We start from the raw sequence: 15013 nt of genomic DNA, 5'->3' as shown, positions 1-15013 counted from the left end.
GGGGAACGGGGTCACCCAAAAAGACAGTTATACCAGGTAATTCGGGCACAAGCAAAATGGAGCATGGCCAGGTAGTTTTCGGGCTTTTTGGCCCAGCGGATGAGCAGGTGGCGGAAGCGGTTGAGCCAGGAGTGGGTCCGCTCCACGACCCAACGGCGGGCTTTCTGGCCGGCTTTTTTGGCTTGGACCTCTTCCCCGCGCGGGCGGATGTGGGCCGTGTAGCCGTGGGCCGCGACGATTTCCCGGACCTGGTTATAGTCGTAGCCGGCATCCAGGCACAGGTGTTGCTCGCCGCCGCCGGCGCGGTGGGCATCGCGGGCGGCTTCAGCCGCCGGGGGTAGGCTCGTCAACGTGGGTTCCGTCAACTTCATGTCGTGCCGGTTGGCTCCGTCGAGCACCAGGCCCACGGGGATGCCCCGCGCCTCGGTCAGCAGGCTGCGCTTGACCCCGCCTTTGCCCCGATCCGTGGGGTTGGCCCCGATCCGTGGGGTTGGCCCCGGTTTTTTTTTCCGCCCAACGGCGCTTTGTGCAGCGAGCCGTCGAGGGAATTCCACTCAAAATCGAGGCCAATCAAGTCCTCGTAGTCCTGTAGGGCTACGTCCCAGAGCCGGGCAAAAACCCCAGCCTGCACCCACTCTTGGAACCGGCTGTGGGCCGTCGAACCCGAACAGATGCCGGTCGCACTCAGCGCCTTCCACTGACACCCCGTGCGCAGCACAAAGAAAATCCCGTCCAGCACCTGCCGGTTCGGCACCCGCTGCCGGTGACGGCCCAAGGGATGTGCTTTGGGCACATGCACGGGCAAATGAGCGGACAAGCGCTCCCAAAGCGTGTCCGAAATACGAAATTCTTGAACCGTAGCCATACCCCTAAAATACAACTGACTTTTTCCTATTCGGATAGCCTCTAAGGAGGTCTTGCGAAAAAAGTAACCACCCCCACGGCCCGGCGCGCAGTAGCCCACTACGCCTGCGGGCGGGGGCTGAGCCAGCGCCAGGCGTGTACGCTGGTGGGCCTGGCCCGCAACAGCTACGCCCCGCCACCCGGTGGGGGCCGTGGGGGCATCCAGCCCGCCGATGCTGACCTAATGGGCCGCTTGCAGGCCCTGGTCACGCGCCACAGCGGGTGGGGCTTTTGGAAGTACTACTACCGCCTGCGCAAGCAGGGCGTACTGGTTAATCACAAGCGCTTATGGCATATCTATCAGGTAATTAGCTTACAAATAGGAAAGCGGCGCAAAAAGAAACGCCTGCCCGAGCGGGTCAAGCGGCCCTTGGAAGTCCCTCCATAGCCTAATGTCTGCTGGTCGCCCGACTTTATGAGCGATGCCTTAACGGATGGCCGCCGCTTCCGCACGCTCAACGTAGTGGAGGACTAGAACCGGGAAGTGCTCGGTATCGAGGTTGATTTCTCGCTGCCCGCTGTGCGCGTAGTGGCCCTGCTCACGACGCTGGTTGGCTGCCACGGCCCACCCGCCCGGATTCGAGTAGACAATGGGCCCGAACTCATCAGCCAGGTTTTGCAGACCTGGTGCCAGGACCAGCACATCGAGCTGCACTGGATTCAGCCTGCCAGTCCAACCCAAAACGCCTATATTGAACGCTTTAACGGCTCGTTTCGCCGCGAGCTGCTCAACGCCTACCTCTTCACCAGCCTGCGGCAGGTGCGCGAACAGTGCCAGAGCTGGCAGTATGATTATAATCACCTGCGGCCCCATGAGGCCCTTAACTTCTTAACCCCCATCGAGTTTCGTCAAGCTGCCTGACCTCTACTTTTGACTGGCTCACTTACAGGGGGAGTCTACAGGTTTCTCTCGCTACCCGACGCCCAGGAGAAAATTGAGCAGTGGCGGCAGGAGTATAATGGCTTCCGACCCCACAGTTCCTCACAGAATTTAATCCCCGATGAGGTGGCAGCAGCCGCTACTACTGTCGAGCTTTGAACGCCTGACTCTCTACTTTTGACCGGTCCAGTAATTGGGAGGACCTCAGCCTTATTACATGCTTAATTTGAATTGTATTTTGTAAATCTCCTGCTACTCTCAGTTTTTGCTGATGCTTGGGCGGCGGGTAGTGGGGGAGAGATATAAAATAGCTTGATGTACAATTTCTAAAGAGAACTTCCTTACCCGCTTGCAAAAGCCCTGTAAGCCTGCTACATTTGCACTCCGAAAAGTTGGGGAAGGCCCCAGACCCTTTGGCAGGTTGCCGAAAGAAACCATTGGCTGTACCGTCGCCGGGCAAGCCAAGTAGTCTTAACCAAGATTTCGTTGGCCCCCATTGGAAGCCCGGCGAAATCTTCTTATCTTTGCGCTCCGAAAAAACTGGACGCATCTAGCACTCAATGAACACTGATCCCATCGCCGACTATCTGACCCGGGTGCGCAACGCCATCAAGGCGAACCACCGGGTAGTAGAAATCCCGGCCAGCAATATCAAAAAGGAAATCACGAAGGTGCTCTACCACAAAGGGTATATTCAGAGCTACCGGTTTGATGATGCAGCAGTACAGGGCACGATTAAAATCGCGCTCAAGTACAACCCCACTACTAAGGTCCCGGCCATCACCAAGCTTCAGCGCGTTTCGACGCCTGGTTTGCGTCAATACGTCGCGGCTGATAACCTTCCGCGTGTACTCAGCGGTTTGGGTATTGCCATTATCTCAACCTCTAAAGGTGTGATGACGGAGAAGGAGGCTAAAACCGAGAACGTAGGTGGTGAAGTACTGTGCTTCGTGTACTAATTCGAAATCTGCTTAGCTAATAGAACTATGTCACGTATTGGTAAACTGCCGATTACTGTTCCCACTGGGGTCGATATTTCGGTTGACAAAGACAACGCGGTGACGGTAAAGGGCCCCAGGGGCTCGCTGACCACGCAAGTGGACCGCGATATTGCCGTTGCTGTTGAAGACGGTACCCTCACCGTAACCCGTCCTACTGAGCAGAAGCGCCACAAAGCTATGCACGGCCTGTATCGCTCGCTTATCAACAACATGGTGGTTGGAGTGAGTAATGGCTTCACCAAGCAGTTGGAGCTTGTAGGTGTAGGTTACAAGGCTACGTTAGCTGGGACTACCCTCGAGTTGGCTCTTGGTTATTCTCATAACGTGTACATCGCATTGCCAAAAGAAGTAACCGCTACGGCTGTTACAGAAAAGGGTAAAAATCCGATTGTCACGCTAACGAGTATTGATAACCAACTGCTGGGCCAAGTGGCCGCCAAGATTCGTTCGCTGCGTAAAGTTGAGCCTTATAAAGGCAAAGGTGTACGCTTTGTGGGTGAGATTATCCGTCGCAAAGCTGGTAAAACAGCCTCTAAATAATTTGCATCATGGCTTTTGATAAAGCAACCCGCAGAAAGCGAATCCAGCGCATCATCCGCACGAAGGTGGCTGGCACGTCCGAGCGGCCGCGGTTGTCGGTGTTTCGTAGTAATACAGGCATCTACGCTCAAATTATTGACGATACGGCTGGCCGTACCCTTGCTTCGGCATCGTCGAAACAAGTAACTGCCGAAGGTGGTAACGGTGTAGCACTAGCGGCCGCTGTTGGTCGGCAGCTAGCAGTAGTGGCGCAAGAGAAAGGTATCTCGAAAGTGGTATTCGACCGTTCAGGTTATTTGTATCACGGCCGCGTAAAATCATTAGCAGAAGGAGCCCGCGAAGGCGGCCTCAATTTCTAAAATATCATGGCGCAAGAACGCGACAACAATCGTCCTGGCGGAGACCGTCAGCGTAGCAACGACCGGGACCGCAACAAGGAAGCGAGTCGCATGGGCCCGGACTCCGACTTCAAAGAAAAAGTCGTTGCCATCAACCGCGTTGCGAAGGTGGTGAAGGGTGGTCGTCGCTTTAGTTTTTCTGCTATTGTGGTAGTGGGTGATGGTAATGGTACTGTAGGTTACGGTCTTGGTAAAGCCAACGAAGTAACTGATGCTATTGCTAAAGGCATCGATGACGCTAAGAAGAACTTAGTAAAAGTACCAATGTACAAGCATACTGTACCTCATGTGATGCAAGGCAAGTACAGCGGTGGCTTTGTACTGGTGCAGCCTGCTGCAGCTGGTACTGGCGTAATTGCTGGCGGTGCCATGCGCGCCGTATTTGAAAGTGCAGGTATTAAAGATGTTTTGGCTAAGTCGAAGGGTTCGTCGAACCCCCACAACGTAGTTAAGGCTACCTTTGACGCATTAGCTAAGATGCGTGACCCGTTGCAAATTGCACAGGCACGTGGTATCTCTTTGTCCCGTGTATTTAACGGTTAATTGACAATGGCACAAATTCAAGTAAAGCTCGTGCGTAGCGTCATTGACCGCCCCGAGCGCCAGAAGCGCACCGTCAAATCGTTGGGCTTAGGCAAAATGAACAGTATTGCTCAACACGAATCTAATCCAGCTATTTTAGGCATGGTTAAAAGTGTGCAGCATCTGGTGCAAGTAACCGACCTGTAGTCTTTCAATCATTATGAATCTTAGCAATCTAAAACCTGCCGTTGGCTCTACAAAGAACCAAAAGCGGATCGGTCGTGGCGAAGGCTCGACCCGTGGTGGTACGTCGACCCGAGGTCACAAAGGTGCCAAGTCGCGTTCGGGCTACAAGCGTAAGTCTGGCTTTGAAGGTGGTCAGATGCCACTTCAGCGCCGCGTGCCTAAGTTTGGTTTCACCAACATCAACCGTGTTGAATACAAAGCTATCAACTTGGACGTACTTGCCTCTCTGGTTGAGGGCACGCAAACCGCTACTATGGATGCAGCCTACTTTGTAGCAAACGGACTGGTGTCAAAAAACGCTAAAATCAAGGTTTTGGGTCGTGGTGAAATTACTACTGCCCTTGAAATTCATGCTCACGCTTTTTCAAAGTCGGCTGTTGAAGCTATTGAGAAAGCGGGCGGCAAGGCGGTAACGCTCTAAAGCTCAAATAAAGGCAATGAATAAATTTATCACCGCGATAAAAAATATCTTTGCGATTGAGGACTTGCGTACGCGAATCCTCAATACGCTTTTTTTCATTGCCATTTATCGTCTGGGCTCTTACGTTGTTCTCCCAGGCGTTGATCCAACCCGACTAAAAACGGGCGCCGAAGGTCTATTTGGTATTTTAGATACGTTGCTTGGCGGTGCATTCAGCCACGCTTCTATTTTTGCTTTGGGCATCATGCCCTACATATCAGCTAGTATTGTACTGCAATTGTTAACGATCGCAGTACCGTACTTTCAGAAATTGCAAAAAGAAGGTGAGTCAGGCCGTAAGAAGATAAATCAGTATACTCGCATCCTAACGATACCGATTGTTCTTGCACAGTCTGTAGGCTTCATTGCCACTATTAATGCCGAGGCAATCACTAATCCGGGTACTTTCTTCACAATCTCAACTATGCTTATCATCACAGCCGGAACGCTGTTTTGTATGTGGTTGGGTGAGAAGATCACCGATAAGGGTATTGGCAACGGTATTTCCATGATTATTATGATCGGCATTGTATCCCGCCTACCTGGTGCGATGATTGGGGAAGCTGCTGCCAAAGGCGTAAACAAATCGTTGATTTTTTTGCTAGAATTGGTTGTGCTGTTTTTGGTTGTGATGGCCGTTATCGTGTTGACTCAAGCTGTTCGGCGCATTGCTGTGCAATATGCCAAGCAGGTTGGGGGCACAACACAGCTTGACGCCCAACGTCAGTTTATTCCGTTGAAGGTGAATGCTGCTGGCGTGATGCCCATTATTTTCGCCCAATCGCTGATGTTCGTACCAGCAATTGCTGCTTCAGTCTGGCAAAATAAGAGTGATTTTGCTAGCTACATCGGAGTAAAATTCTCAGACTACACCTCTTGGCAATACAACCTGACATTTGGGGTTCTGATTGTTGTGTTTACATATTTTTACACTGCAATCAGTGTCAATCCCAATCAGATTGCTGATGACTTAAAACGAAGCGGTGGTTTTGTGCCTGGTGTTAAACCAGGACGAGATACTTCGGAATTCATCGATGAAATACTGACTCGAATCACTTTGCCCGGTGCTATTGCTTTGGCAGCCATTGCAATTTTTCCGGCTATTGCATTGCTATTAGGTGTTACACGACCTTTCTCAGCTTTCTACGGCGGCACTTCTCTTATCATCATGGTAGGCGTCGTATTGGACACAGTGAACCAAGTGCAGAGTTACTTGCTGATGCAACATTACGATGGCATGATGAAATCTGGCCGGGTACGCGGAAGGTCGCAAAACGTGGCTATAGCCTCGTAAGCGGTTATCATGGCAAACGGCAGCATACAATATAAAACAGAGGAGGAGATTGACCTTATCCGGGTTAGTGCTCACATATTAGCTCAAGCCCATGGTGAGGTGGCCGCTCTAATAAAAGAAGGTGTTACTACGAGGCAACTTGACCAACGCGCCGAGGAGTTCATTCGGGACAATGGTGGAGTGCCTTCCTTTAAGGGTTATAACAAGTTTCCTTTTAGTTTGTGTCTTTCACCTAATGCGGTGGTAGTTCACGGATTCGCAACAGATGAACCGTTAAAGAGCGGCGACATACTATCTGTTGATTGCGGTGTTTTCATGAATGGATACCATGCTGATAGTGCATATACTTATCCGATAGGGGAAGTAAGCCCCGAGGTATTAGTTCTGCTTAAGGAAACTAAAGCAAGCTTGTTTAAAGGAATTGAGAAAGCAATTAGTGGCAATCGTGTTGGTGATATTAGTTACGCAATTCAGAATCATGTAGGTCCCTTGGGCTTCGGCGTGGTTCGGGAGTTGGTCGGTCATGGTGTGGGAGCCAACTTACATGAGAAACCTGAAGTACCAAACTATGGCAAGCGAGGATCTGGTCCTTTGCTTCAATCAGGCTTGGTATTAGCCATTGAACCAATGGTGAACTTGGGCAAAAAAGATGTGGTACAGGAAGCGGACGGCTGGACCATCCGTACTAAAGACCGCAAACCTTCAGCGCACTTTGAGCACACTGTTGTTGTTAGAAAAGATAAGGCGGAGATTCTCACGTCTTTTGAATACATCGAAAAAGTATTGCAGTAGCCCCTTATGGCCAAACAAGCCTCTATTGAGCAGGACGGTACCATCCTCGAAGCCCTTTCCAACGCTATGTTTCGCGTGGAGTTGGAAAACGGTCATCAACTAATTGCCCACATTTCCGGTAAGATGCGGATGCACTATATTAAAATTCTGCCGGGGGATAAAGTGAAGCTGGAAATGTCACCTTACGACTTGTCGAAGGGCAGAATTAAATACCGTTACAAATAACCTCGTCATGAAAGTCAAGACCTCGGTGAAAAAGCGCAGTGTGGACTGCAAACTCGTCCGCCGCAATGGCAAACTGTACGTCATCAACAAGAAGAACCCCCGTTATAAACAACGCCAGGGTTAAGCAACTTTTTTTAAGAATCCCGGAGCCTTGGGTACTGGTCACTATGGTGGCCGCCTTCCAAGATGCTGCCGGGTTTCTGTCCGCAAAAACATAATAAAACTACATGGCTCGTATCGCAGGGGTTGATATCCCGGACAACAAGCGCGGCGAAATCGCCCTGACTTACATTTTCGGCATCGGCCGAAGCAATTCCCAGAAAATTCTGGTGAAAGCAGGTGTCGACATTAATAAGAAAGTGAAGGATTGGACTGAAGAAGAGTCTGGTGCTATTCGCGCAATTATTGCTGCCGAACATAAGACTGAAGGCGTACTGCGCTCGGAGGTAACTACTAACATCAAGCGATTGATGGACATCGGTTGCTACCGTGGTTTGCGTCACCGCAAAGGGCTGCCCGTACGTGGCCAGCGCACTAAAAACAACTCGCGTACCCGCAAGGGCAAGCGCAAGACCGTAGCCGGCAAGAAGAAGGCAACGAAATAACTTTTAGTGGGAATCGGCGCTGGCAGCTACGGGTGATGTACTCGAGTTGCCAGCGTCAACACCTCCCGCATTTTTCGCGATAACCAAATGGCACAAAAAAGAAAAGACAAAGCCAAGAAGCGCGTTGTCGTGGTGGAGCAGGTTGGACAGGTGCACATTCGTGCTTCGTTCAACAATATTATTATCTCCATCACGAACAACAACGGGCAAGTGATTTCGTGGGCTTCAGCCGGCAAAATGGGCTTCCGTGGTTCGAAGAAGAATACGCCTTACGCCGCCCAAATGGCGATGAGCGATTGTGGCAAGGTTGCCCATGATTTGGGTATGCGCAAAGCCGAAGTGTTCGTGAAGGGCCCTGGTTCGGGCCGTGAGTCGGCCATTCGTGCCTTGGGTAACGTGGGCATTGAGGTGACGACCATCCGCGACGTAACGCCGCTGCCGCACAACGGCTGCCGCCCGCCCAAGCGCCGTCGCGTCTGATTATTCACCTCTGATTTTATATTACCATGGCACGTTACACCGGCCCCACGTCCAAAATTGCCCGTCGCTTCGCCGAGCCGATTTTCGGCCCGGACAAGGCTCTCAACAAGAAGAATTATCCTCCGGGCCAGCACGGCCGCGGCCGCCGTAAGAAGCAGTCGGAATACGCTGTGCAGCTGATGGAGAAGCAGAAAGTAAAGTACATGTATGGGATGCTCGAGAAGCAATTCGAGAACCTGTTCCATAAAGCAGCAAGCTTGCCCGGTATTACGGGTGATAACCTGCTGAGCTTGCTGGAGGCGCGCCTCGACAATACGGTTTACCGTTTGGGCATTGCTTCGACCCGTCGTGCTGCTCGTCAGTTGGTGGGTCACAAGCACATCACGGTGAATGGTGAGGTGGTAAACATTCCTTCATATCATTTACGTGCCGGCGACATCGTGGCTGTGCGCGAGAAATCGAAGTCGCTGGAAGCTATTTCTACGAGTCTTTCGGTTCGCAACTCGCGCCAGTTTTCGTGGCTGGAGTGGGATGGCAAAGAACTGGCTGGCAAATTTGTGAATGCACCTTCGCGCGAGTTGATCCCTGAGAAAATCACGGAGCAGCTCATCGTCGAATTGTATTCAAAGTAATCTGCATAGCGCCGATAGGGTGCGGCCTGGCAAATTGCCGGGCCGCATTCGTGCGTAATGCCTCCCTCATTTTTTTTAGTTTTTAACGCCTCATCTATGTCAATCTTAGCTTTTCAGATGCCGGAGAAAGTAGTGATGGAGAAATCCGACGACTTCACCGGGACGTTTGAATTCAAACCGCTCGAGAAGGGCTACGGCGTGACCATCGGCAATGCGCTACGTCGTATTCTGCTGTCGTCGCTGGAAGGTTTTGCCATTACATCGGTGCGCACCAACAGCGTGCTGCACGAGTTCTCGACGATTGAGGGGGTGATTGAGGACATGTCCGAAATCATTCTGAATCTGAAAATGGTGCGCTTCAAGAAAGTGAGTGATGCCATTCCAGACAAAATTACGGTGCGCGTGAAAGGCCAGGACACCTTTTCGGGTGCTGATATCAGCAAGTTTGCCAGCGGCTTTCAGGTGTTAAACCCGGACCACGTGATCTGCCACGTTGACCCGAGCAAGGAGCTGGAATTCGAATTGACCATCAACCGTGGTCGTGGCTATGTGCCGGCTGACGAGAACAAGCAGACTGACCAAGTATTTGGTCAGATTGCCATTGATGCTATTTACACGCCTATTAAGAACGTGAAATATAGCATTGAGAACACTCGTGTGGAGCAAAAGACTGACTACGAGAAGCTTGTTCTCGAAATTCAGACCGATGGCTCTATTCATCCAGAGGAAGCATTGAAAGGTGCGGCTAACATTCTGATTCAGCATTTTATGCTGTTTTCGGACAGTACGATGGCTACCGTAGGAGCCCGTGTGGTGGAAGATGAGCCCATCGACGAGGAAACCATGCAGATGCGTAAAATGCTGAAAACTCCGTTGGAAGACATGGAGTTGAGCGTGCGCGCTAAGAACTGCCTAAAAGCTGCCGACATCAAGACGATGGGCGAGCTGGTGACCTTGGAGATTGCCGACATGATGAAGTTCCGGAACTTTGGTAAGAAGAGCCTGACTGAGTTGGAGAACTTGGTAGAGGAGCGCGGCCTGGAGTTCGGTATGGACCTCGGCAAGTACCGCCTCGAAGAAGACTAGTAATGCGGTGGAGCAGTGCGGCAGTGGGTAACCGCTGTGGCACTGCTCCACTTTTTTTGTTTCTCACATTTTCAACCAGTGCGCCCGAGGGGTAGCGGTTCTAATGAGGTTTTGACCCGCCGTGGTCGCTACCCGCAAGCGCACACTTACTTTTCAGTCCATGCGGCACGGAAAAAAGATTAATCATTTGGGCCGGACTACCGCCCATCGCCACGCGATGCTGTCGAACATGGCAACGTCGCTCATCATGCATAAGCGTGTAACCACGACTGTAGCTAAGGCTAAGGCCCTGCGCCAGTACGTGGAGCCGCTGCTCACTAAGTCGAAAGAGGACACGACGCACTCGCGCCGCCTGGTGTTTGCCCAGTTGCAGGAGAAAGAGGCCATCAAGGAATTGTTCGGTGAAGTGGCGGGCAAAATTGCCAACCGCCCCGGCGGTTATACCCGCATCATTAAGCTGAGTGCTTCGCGCCTTGGTGATAACGCCGACATGTGCGTGATTGAACTGGTGGACTACAACGACACCCTGCTAGAAGCTAAAAACGCTACCGCTGAGAAAGCTACCACGACGCGTCGTTCGCGCCGCCGCTCGGGTGGTGCCGCGCCAGTTGCCGGCGACGCCGCTGTGACTTCGGCCACCGAAGTGAAGGGTGAGGCCGTCGCTCCTGACGCTACCGTGCAGCAGTCGGCTCCGGAAGATACCCCCACCGAAACGGTGAAGGATGGCGAGAGCCGCGACGAGGCCAAAGCCGACGCGTAAGCTTTAAAGTTTGATTTCGAAAAGGGATGCTCCTCATGGGGCATCCCTTTTTTTGTCGGGTTCTGGGCAATAAAGCTCGTGGGATTTTTGCGGCAGCTCATCGGAATTTTCGGTGGATTGGCGGGCGGCGAGGTGGAGCCAGCGGTAGGGGAGGCGTGCTTTGAAGGATTCAATCACCTCCTCTGCGGCTAAGCCGTTTTGCATCATGAAAGTCACCCTGCTTCTGCGTTACACATTGCTTTGGGCCGTGCTGCTGCTGGATACCCCGGGAGTCCGGGCGCAAACCGCTGCGCCGGAATCTGTATTTGCCGGGGCCCCGTTGGAAACTATTGAGGCGGGAAGGGAGGCGTTTGCGCTGTTCGACAAAGCGTTTTATACCAATCAGTTATTTTTGCTGGGCGAATCGCACGGGGTGCGAGGGCCCCAGGACGTTGATTTTGCCCTACTAAAGCACCTGAATGCCCGGGCGGGAGTGCGCACCTACATGGCAGAAGTGGACTGCGCCAAGGCATTTTACCTAAACGAGTACCTGCGCACGGGCCAGGATAGTGCCTTGCGACTCGTGTTCAGGAGTTGGATGGCCGGCCGGGCGCAGTGGGCCAACCAGGAGTTTTACCGGAAAATTCAACGCATCAGGTTCCTGAACCTTACGCTGCCGACGGCGCGGCGCATTCGGTTCGTGGGGCTCGACGAGTTGCAGGACTTGCCGCTGGCGGCCGATTACGTCACGGCGCTGCTGCGCACGTCGCCGTTGGCTCCTGGGCTGCGCAGCCGCGTCGATTCGGTGGTGGCGGTGCTGCGGCAGCTAGGGGCCCCGGGGCTAATGGGGGTGGCGCGGCGGACGTTGGCCAGCATGGGGCCAAACGTTGAGTACGACGATTTGCGCCACGCGCTGGCGAATGCGGGCTACGATCTGCGCGCGGGGCGGCGAGAGGATAACATCTTTGCAAATTTCCAGGCGTTGATGCAGACCAAGCGGCTGGCCCACGAGAAGCTGTATGGGATGTGGGGCCTGGGCCACGTGTTGCAAAGCCCCCTGCAAAACGGCTTTTTAGACTTGGCGGCTCGCATTCGGCAGAGTGCGCTGCCGGTGCACGATAAAGTGGCGTCGGTGCTGTGCGTGTTCAGCGAGTGCCGGATGCTATACCCGACGGACGGCCTGCCGGGGCCCTGGCAAGCGGCGGGGCAGCCGTACACTACCACCGATAAATTCAACCATGACGGGCCCCTGGTGACGATAATCGGCCTGGCCGAATTGAAGCAGCGCACCGCGCCGGGCAGCACCACGCTGGTGCGGCTCGACGCGCCGGGAGCCGCCGCTACCCGCCAGCCCATCCAACTGCGCTACGCGCCGGGGATGCCGCCGGAGCAGCAGATACAGTTCCGCCCCGAGCTGCCGGCTACGGCCTACGTGCAGTACCTGGTGCTGGTGCGCGGCTCGGGCCCGGTGACGCCGCTGGGGGCCCCGGGAGCGGCGGCAACCAGCCTCCGCTAACCGGCAGAAATTTTAAAGTAGGGTAATAAATCAATCATTTGAAGCCAATGAGACTAGTTTTTAGTGTATTCATATTGGGAACGCTCGTGCTGCTGCTGTGCTTACCGGGGCTGCGGTGCGCCATTGGCCGGCGCAATATCCTATGCGGGGCGCTGCTCGTTTTTTGCAACGTTGTGGCTGCCTGGGCCCCGCTGGATAAATGGACTGGCCAAGCGCTGGCGCTGCTGGTGAGCGGGATTGCCATTGTCCTGCTGGTGTGGTTAGGCGGGTGGAAACGGGCAGAGTTCGGGCTGCGGGCCGGTTTCAATCCTGGAATTGGCCGCGACGTGGTTCGCTACCTGTTGCCGCTAATGCTCGTTGAATCAGTGGTGCTGTGCATTGGTACCGGGCGGACAGCCGGCGCTGGAATACCACTTATTTTAACTGACAATGCCTGGGCTGACCGAAGAGCTTGCCTTTCGCGGGGTGCTATTGGCGCTGCTCGACCGGACCTTTACGGAGCGGGTGCGCGTGCTGGGGGCCGATGTGGGACGGGGCACGGTGTCCAGCTCGCTTGTTTTTGGGCTGTGCCACGGCTTGCGTGTCGGCCCCGATTTGCACGTCGCGCTGTAACTATTGCCGATGGCCATCCCGACAGTGGGCGGGTTCGTGCTGGCCTGGTGCCGGGCGCGGAGCGGGAGCCTGCTGCTGCCCATCTTCGTGCACTCGGGTATGAACGAAGTGGCGCAGCTGGTGGCGTTGGCGAAGGCCTAGCGTTGCGGTAGCGCGCTGGGGCCCCAACGATAGCTGATTACCTTGGCCATTGATTACACCCCTTTTCGCATGAATGCTTTTCCTGCCGCGCCGCGGCTTTCGCGCTCGGACCTGGGGCTGGTAGCCGCGTACTGGCTCGTGGTGGGGCCCATTCTGCTGGTGCAGTACGAGGCCGATACCGGCTGGGGCTGGGCCCGGGCGCTGCCGGTGGTGGGGGCCACGGTGCTGTTCGATACTGCTACGATGGGCGTGCTGGTGGGGGGCCTGCTGCCGCTGTTCCTGAACCGGCGGCACTGGCTGGGCCTGGCACTACTGCCCCTGTTTTTGCTGCTGAGCGGCTGGGCGTACGTCAGCCTCTACGGGGCCCTGCTGGGGCACACAGGGCCGCTTTCGGGGGTGTGGCTGGTGCTGGGGGCCGTGGCCCACGCCAAAAGCTACGGCCTGCTGGCCGTACTGCTGACGGGCAAGCGCTACTTTGAGGCCCAGAAAAAGGTATTGCAGCTGCGGCAGGCCCAGACCGAAAGCGAGCTGCGCCACCTCAAAGCCCAAATTGACCCACACTTTCTGTTCAACAACCTCAACGTGCTGCGGGGCCTCATTCAGCACGACCCGGCCGAGGCCCACGAGTACCTGACCCGCTTCGCCGCGCTCTACCGCTTTTTGATTCGCCACAAAGACGACGATTTTGTGACGCTGGCCGAGGAGCTGCAATTCGTGGACGAATACATTTACCTGCTGCGCCACCGCTTCGGCGCGGCCTACGAGTTCCGGCAGGAGCTGCCCGCGGCGGCCGAGCTGCACCGGCTGCTGGTGGTGCCGGGCACGGTGCAGCTGCTGGTGGAAAACGCCATCAAGCACAATGCCGGCGGCGACGACGATCCGCTGCGCATCACCATCGGGGCCACCGCTGGGGCCCTGCGCGTGGTCCACCCGCGCCGGCCCAAGCGTACGGCCGTCGACTCGCTGGGCACGGGGCTGGCCAACCTGCGCGAGCGGTACCGGCTGCTGGCCGGCCAGGAAATTGCCATCACGGCCACCGCCGCCACCTTTGCCGTGGCCGTGCCACTGGTGGCGCTGGCCCCGGGGCCCCCAAGCCTGCCTTGCGATGAACATCCTGATTCTGGAAGATGAAGAGCTGGCCGCCCGCCAAACGGTGGATTTTCTGGTCCGGGCGGGGCTGGCGCCGCCGGCCCCGCCCGTGCTGCGCAGCGTGGCCAAGGCCCTGGCCTGGCTGGAAACGCACCCCATGCCGGACCTGATTCTCTCTGACATTGAGCTGCTCGACGGCAACGTGTTTGGGCTCTACGAGCAGTTCCGGGTGACGTGCCCGGTCATCTTCACCACCGCCTACGACCAATTTTTGCTGCCCGCGTTCCGGGGCAACGGCATCGCCTACCTGCTCAAGCCGTTCGACTACGCCCAGTTTCGCGAAGCTTTGGACAAGTACCAGCTCTTGGCTGGGGGCCCCAACGCTGGCGCTGGGGCCCCGGTGCTAGGGCCCCCAGCGCTGAGCCCTGAAGTGCTGCGCGCATTGGCTCAGGCCCTGCACCCGCCGCCGGGGCCCCAATACAAGCAGCGGTTTTCGGTGCGGATGCGCAACGGCCTCTACGTGCTGCCCGTGGCCGACGTGGCCTACGTACAGGCAGATGCGGGCGTGGCCTTCGCCGTGGACGCGGCCGGCGCGCACTATCCGCTGGCCGGCACGCTGGCCGAGGTGGAGCGCCAGCTAGACCCCGCCCACTTTGGCCGCCTCAACCGCTCCGAGCTGGTTAACATTGCCTTCGTGGCGCGCGTGGAGGCGTACTTCAACAACCGGCTGGCGGTGCAGCTGCGCACCAAGCCCGCGGCGGTGCTCACCACCAGCGCCGCCCAAACGCCTGAGTTCCGGCGCTGGCTGGAAGGGTAGGGCCCCGGCGCGTGTTAAGTTACCGTGTTGCGCGG

General features: G+C 55.4%; 19 protein-coding genes and 3 pseudogenes. 21 read left to right on the top strand and 1 reads right to left on the bottom strand.

Features of this window, described 5'->3' with window-relative positions; translation table 11 throughout:
• Positions 1–11: 11 nt before the first annotated feature.
• Positions 12–865: pseudogene (locus DDQ68_RS12725) on the bottom strand (IS5 family transposase).
• Positions 866–1387: 522 nt separating this feature from the next.
• On the opposite strand from DDQ68_RS12725, the gene DDQ68_RS12720 reads away from it, so the two are divergent.
• The 21 genes and pseudogenes from DDQ68_RS12720 (at position 1388) to DDQ68_RS12615 (ending at position 14978) form a co-directional block, all read left to right on the top strand.
• Entirely contained in the window at positions 1388–1765 is a 378-nt protein-coding gene (locus DDQ68_RS12720; protein ID WP_109656638.1) for an integrase core domain-containing protein, read from the top strand.
• A gap of 33 nt (positions 1766–1798) precedes the next feature.
• Positions 1799–1942: pseudogene (locus DDQ68_RS12715) on the top strand (integrase core domain-containing protein); the annotation flags it as partial.
• 401 nt (positions 1943–2343) lie between these two features.
• Positions 2344–2742: a 30S ribosomal protein S8 gene (rpsH, locus tag DDQ68_RS12710; RefSeq protein WP_109656637.1), complete on the top strand. Its 399-nt coding sequence runs from the start codon at positions 2344–2346 to the stop codon at positions 2740–2742.
• 27 nt (positions 2743–2769) lie between these two features.
• Positions 2770–3324, top strand: a complete 555-nt coding sequence (rplF, locus tag DDQ68_RS12705; protein WP_109656636.1) for a 50S ribosomal protein L6 — start codon at positions 2770–2772, stop codon at positions 3322–3324.
• Positions 3325–3332: 8 nt separating this feature from the next.
• The gene (gene rplR / locus DDQ68_RS12700) at positions 3333–3683 is read left to right on the top strand and encodes a 50S ribosomal protein L18 (protein WP_068236383.1); all 351 of its coding nucleotides are present in this window, start codon (positions 3333–3335) and stop codon (positions 3681–3683) included.
• A 90-nt stretch (positions 3684–3773) separates the two neighbouring features.
• Positions 3774–4265 (top strand): 30S ribosomal protein S5, encoded by a 492-nt coding sequence (gene rpsE, locus DDQ68_RS12695; protein WP_070744285.1) that lies wholly within the window; start codon positions 3774–3776, stop codon positions 4263–4265.
• A gap of 6 nt (positions 4266–4271) precedes the next feature.
• Complete coding sequence (gene rpmD / locus DDQ68_RS12690) at positions 4272–4451, top strand: 50S ribosomal protein L30 (protein ID WP_109656635.1); 180 nt, start codon at positions 4272–4274, stop codon at positions 4449–4451.
• Between the two features lie 13 nt (positions 4452–4464).
• Positions 4465–4911, top strand: coding sequence for a 50S ribosomal protein L15 (gene rplO, locus DDQ68_RS12685; RefSeq protein WP_109656634.1), 447 nt, complete (start codon positions 4465–4467; stop codon positions 4909–4911).
• Positions 4912–4927: 16 nt separating this feature from the next.
• On the top strand, positions 4928–6244 hold the full coding sequence (gene secY / locus DDQ68_RS12680; protein ID WP_109656633.1) for a preprotein translocase subunit SecY: 1317 nt from the start codon (positions 4928–4930) through the stop codon (positions 6242–6244).
• Between the two features lie 9 nt (positions 6245–6253).
• Positions 6254–7036, top strand: a complete 783-nt coding sequence (map, locus tag DDQ68_RS12675) for a type I methionyl aminopeptidase (protein ID WP_109656632.1) — start codon at positions 6254–6256, stop codon at positions 7034–7036.
• Between the two features lie 6 nt (positions 7037–7042).
• Positions 7043–7261 (top strand): translation initiation factor IF-1, encoded by a 219-nt coding sequence (gene infA / locus DDQ68_RS12670; protein WP_035567874.1) that lies wholly within the window; start codon positions 7043–7045, stop codon positions 7259–7261.
• Positions 7262–7268: 7 nt separating this feature from the next.
• Positions 7269–7385 carry a 50S ribosomal protein L36 gene (rpmJ, locus tag DDQ68_RS12665; protein ID WP_044016053.1) on the top strand — a complete coding sequence of 39 codons (117 nt, stop codon included), beginning with the start codon at positions 7269–7271 and terminating at the stop codon, positions 7383–7385.
• A 103-nt stretch (positions 7386–7488) separates the two neighbouring features.
• Positions 7489–7866, top strand: coding sequence for a 30S ribosomal protein S13 (gene rpsM, locus DDQ68_RS12660; RefSeq protein ID WP_068236362.1), 378 nt, complete (start codon positions 7489–7491; stop codon positions 7864–7866).
• An 87-nt stretch (positions 7867–7953) separates the two neighbouring features.
• Entirely contained in the window at positions 7954–8346 is a 393-nt protein-coding gene (rpsK, locus tag DDQ68_RS12655) for a 30S ribosomal protein S11 (RefSeq protein WP_035567868.1), read from the top strand.
• A gap of 26 nt (positions 8347–8372) precedes the next feature.
• Positions 8373–8978 carry a 30S ribosomal protein S4 gene (gene rpsD / locus DDQ68_RS12650; RefSeq protein WP_070744251.1) on the top strand — a complete coding sequence of 202 codons (606 nt, stop codon included), beginning with the start codon at positions 8373–8375 and terminating at the stop codon, positions 8976–8978.
• Positions 8979–9074: 96 nt separating this feature from the next.
• Complete coding sequence (locus DDQ68_RS12645) at positions 9075–10064, top strand: DNA-directed RNA polymerase subunit alpha (RefSeq protein ID WP_109656631.1); 990 nt, start codon at positions 9075–9077, stop codon at positions 10062–10064.
• A 160-nt stretch (positions 10065–10224) separates the two neighbouring features.
• Entirely contained in the window at positions 10225–10824 is a 600-nt protein-coding gene (gene rplQ, locus DDQ68_RS12640) for a 50S ribosomal protein L17 (protein ID WP_109656630.1), read from the top strand.
• 205 nt (positions 10825–11029) lie between these two features.
• Positions 11030–12319, top strand: coding sequence for an erythromycin esterase family protein (locus tag DDQ68_RS12635; protein WP_109656629.1), 1290 nt, complete (start codon positions 11030–11032; stop codon positions 12317–12319).
• 429 nt (positions 12320–12748) lie between these two features.
• Positions 12749–13072: pseudogene (locus DDQ68_RS24435) on the top strand (CPBP family intramembrane glutamic endopeptidase).
• A 69-nt stretch (positions 13073–13141) separates the two neighbouring features.
• Complete coding sequence (locus tag DDQ68_RS12620; RefSeq protein ID WP_162550078.1) at positions 13142–14203, top strand: sensor histidine kinase; 1062 nt, start codon at positions 13142–13144, stop codon at positions 14201–14203.
• Complete coding sequence (locus tag DDQ68_RS12615; RefSeq protein ID WP_162550077.1) at positions 14178–14978, top strand: LytR/AlgR family response regulator transcription factor; 801 nt, start codon at positions 14178–14180, stop codon at positions 14976–14978. The genes DDQ68_RS12620 and DDQ68_RS12615 overlap by 26 nt, the downstream gene beginning before the upstream one ends.
• Positions 14979–15013 lie beyond the last annotated feature (35 nt).

Origin of the sequence: Hymenobacter nivis (assembly GCF_003149515.1) — a bacterium.
GTDB lineage: Bacteria > Bacteroidota > Bacteroidia > Cytophagales > Hymenobacteraceae > Hymenobacter > Hymenobacter nivis.
Note: the sequence above shows the minus strand (reverse complement) of the source record. Positions and strands in the feature narration are given on the sequence as shown.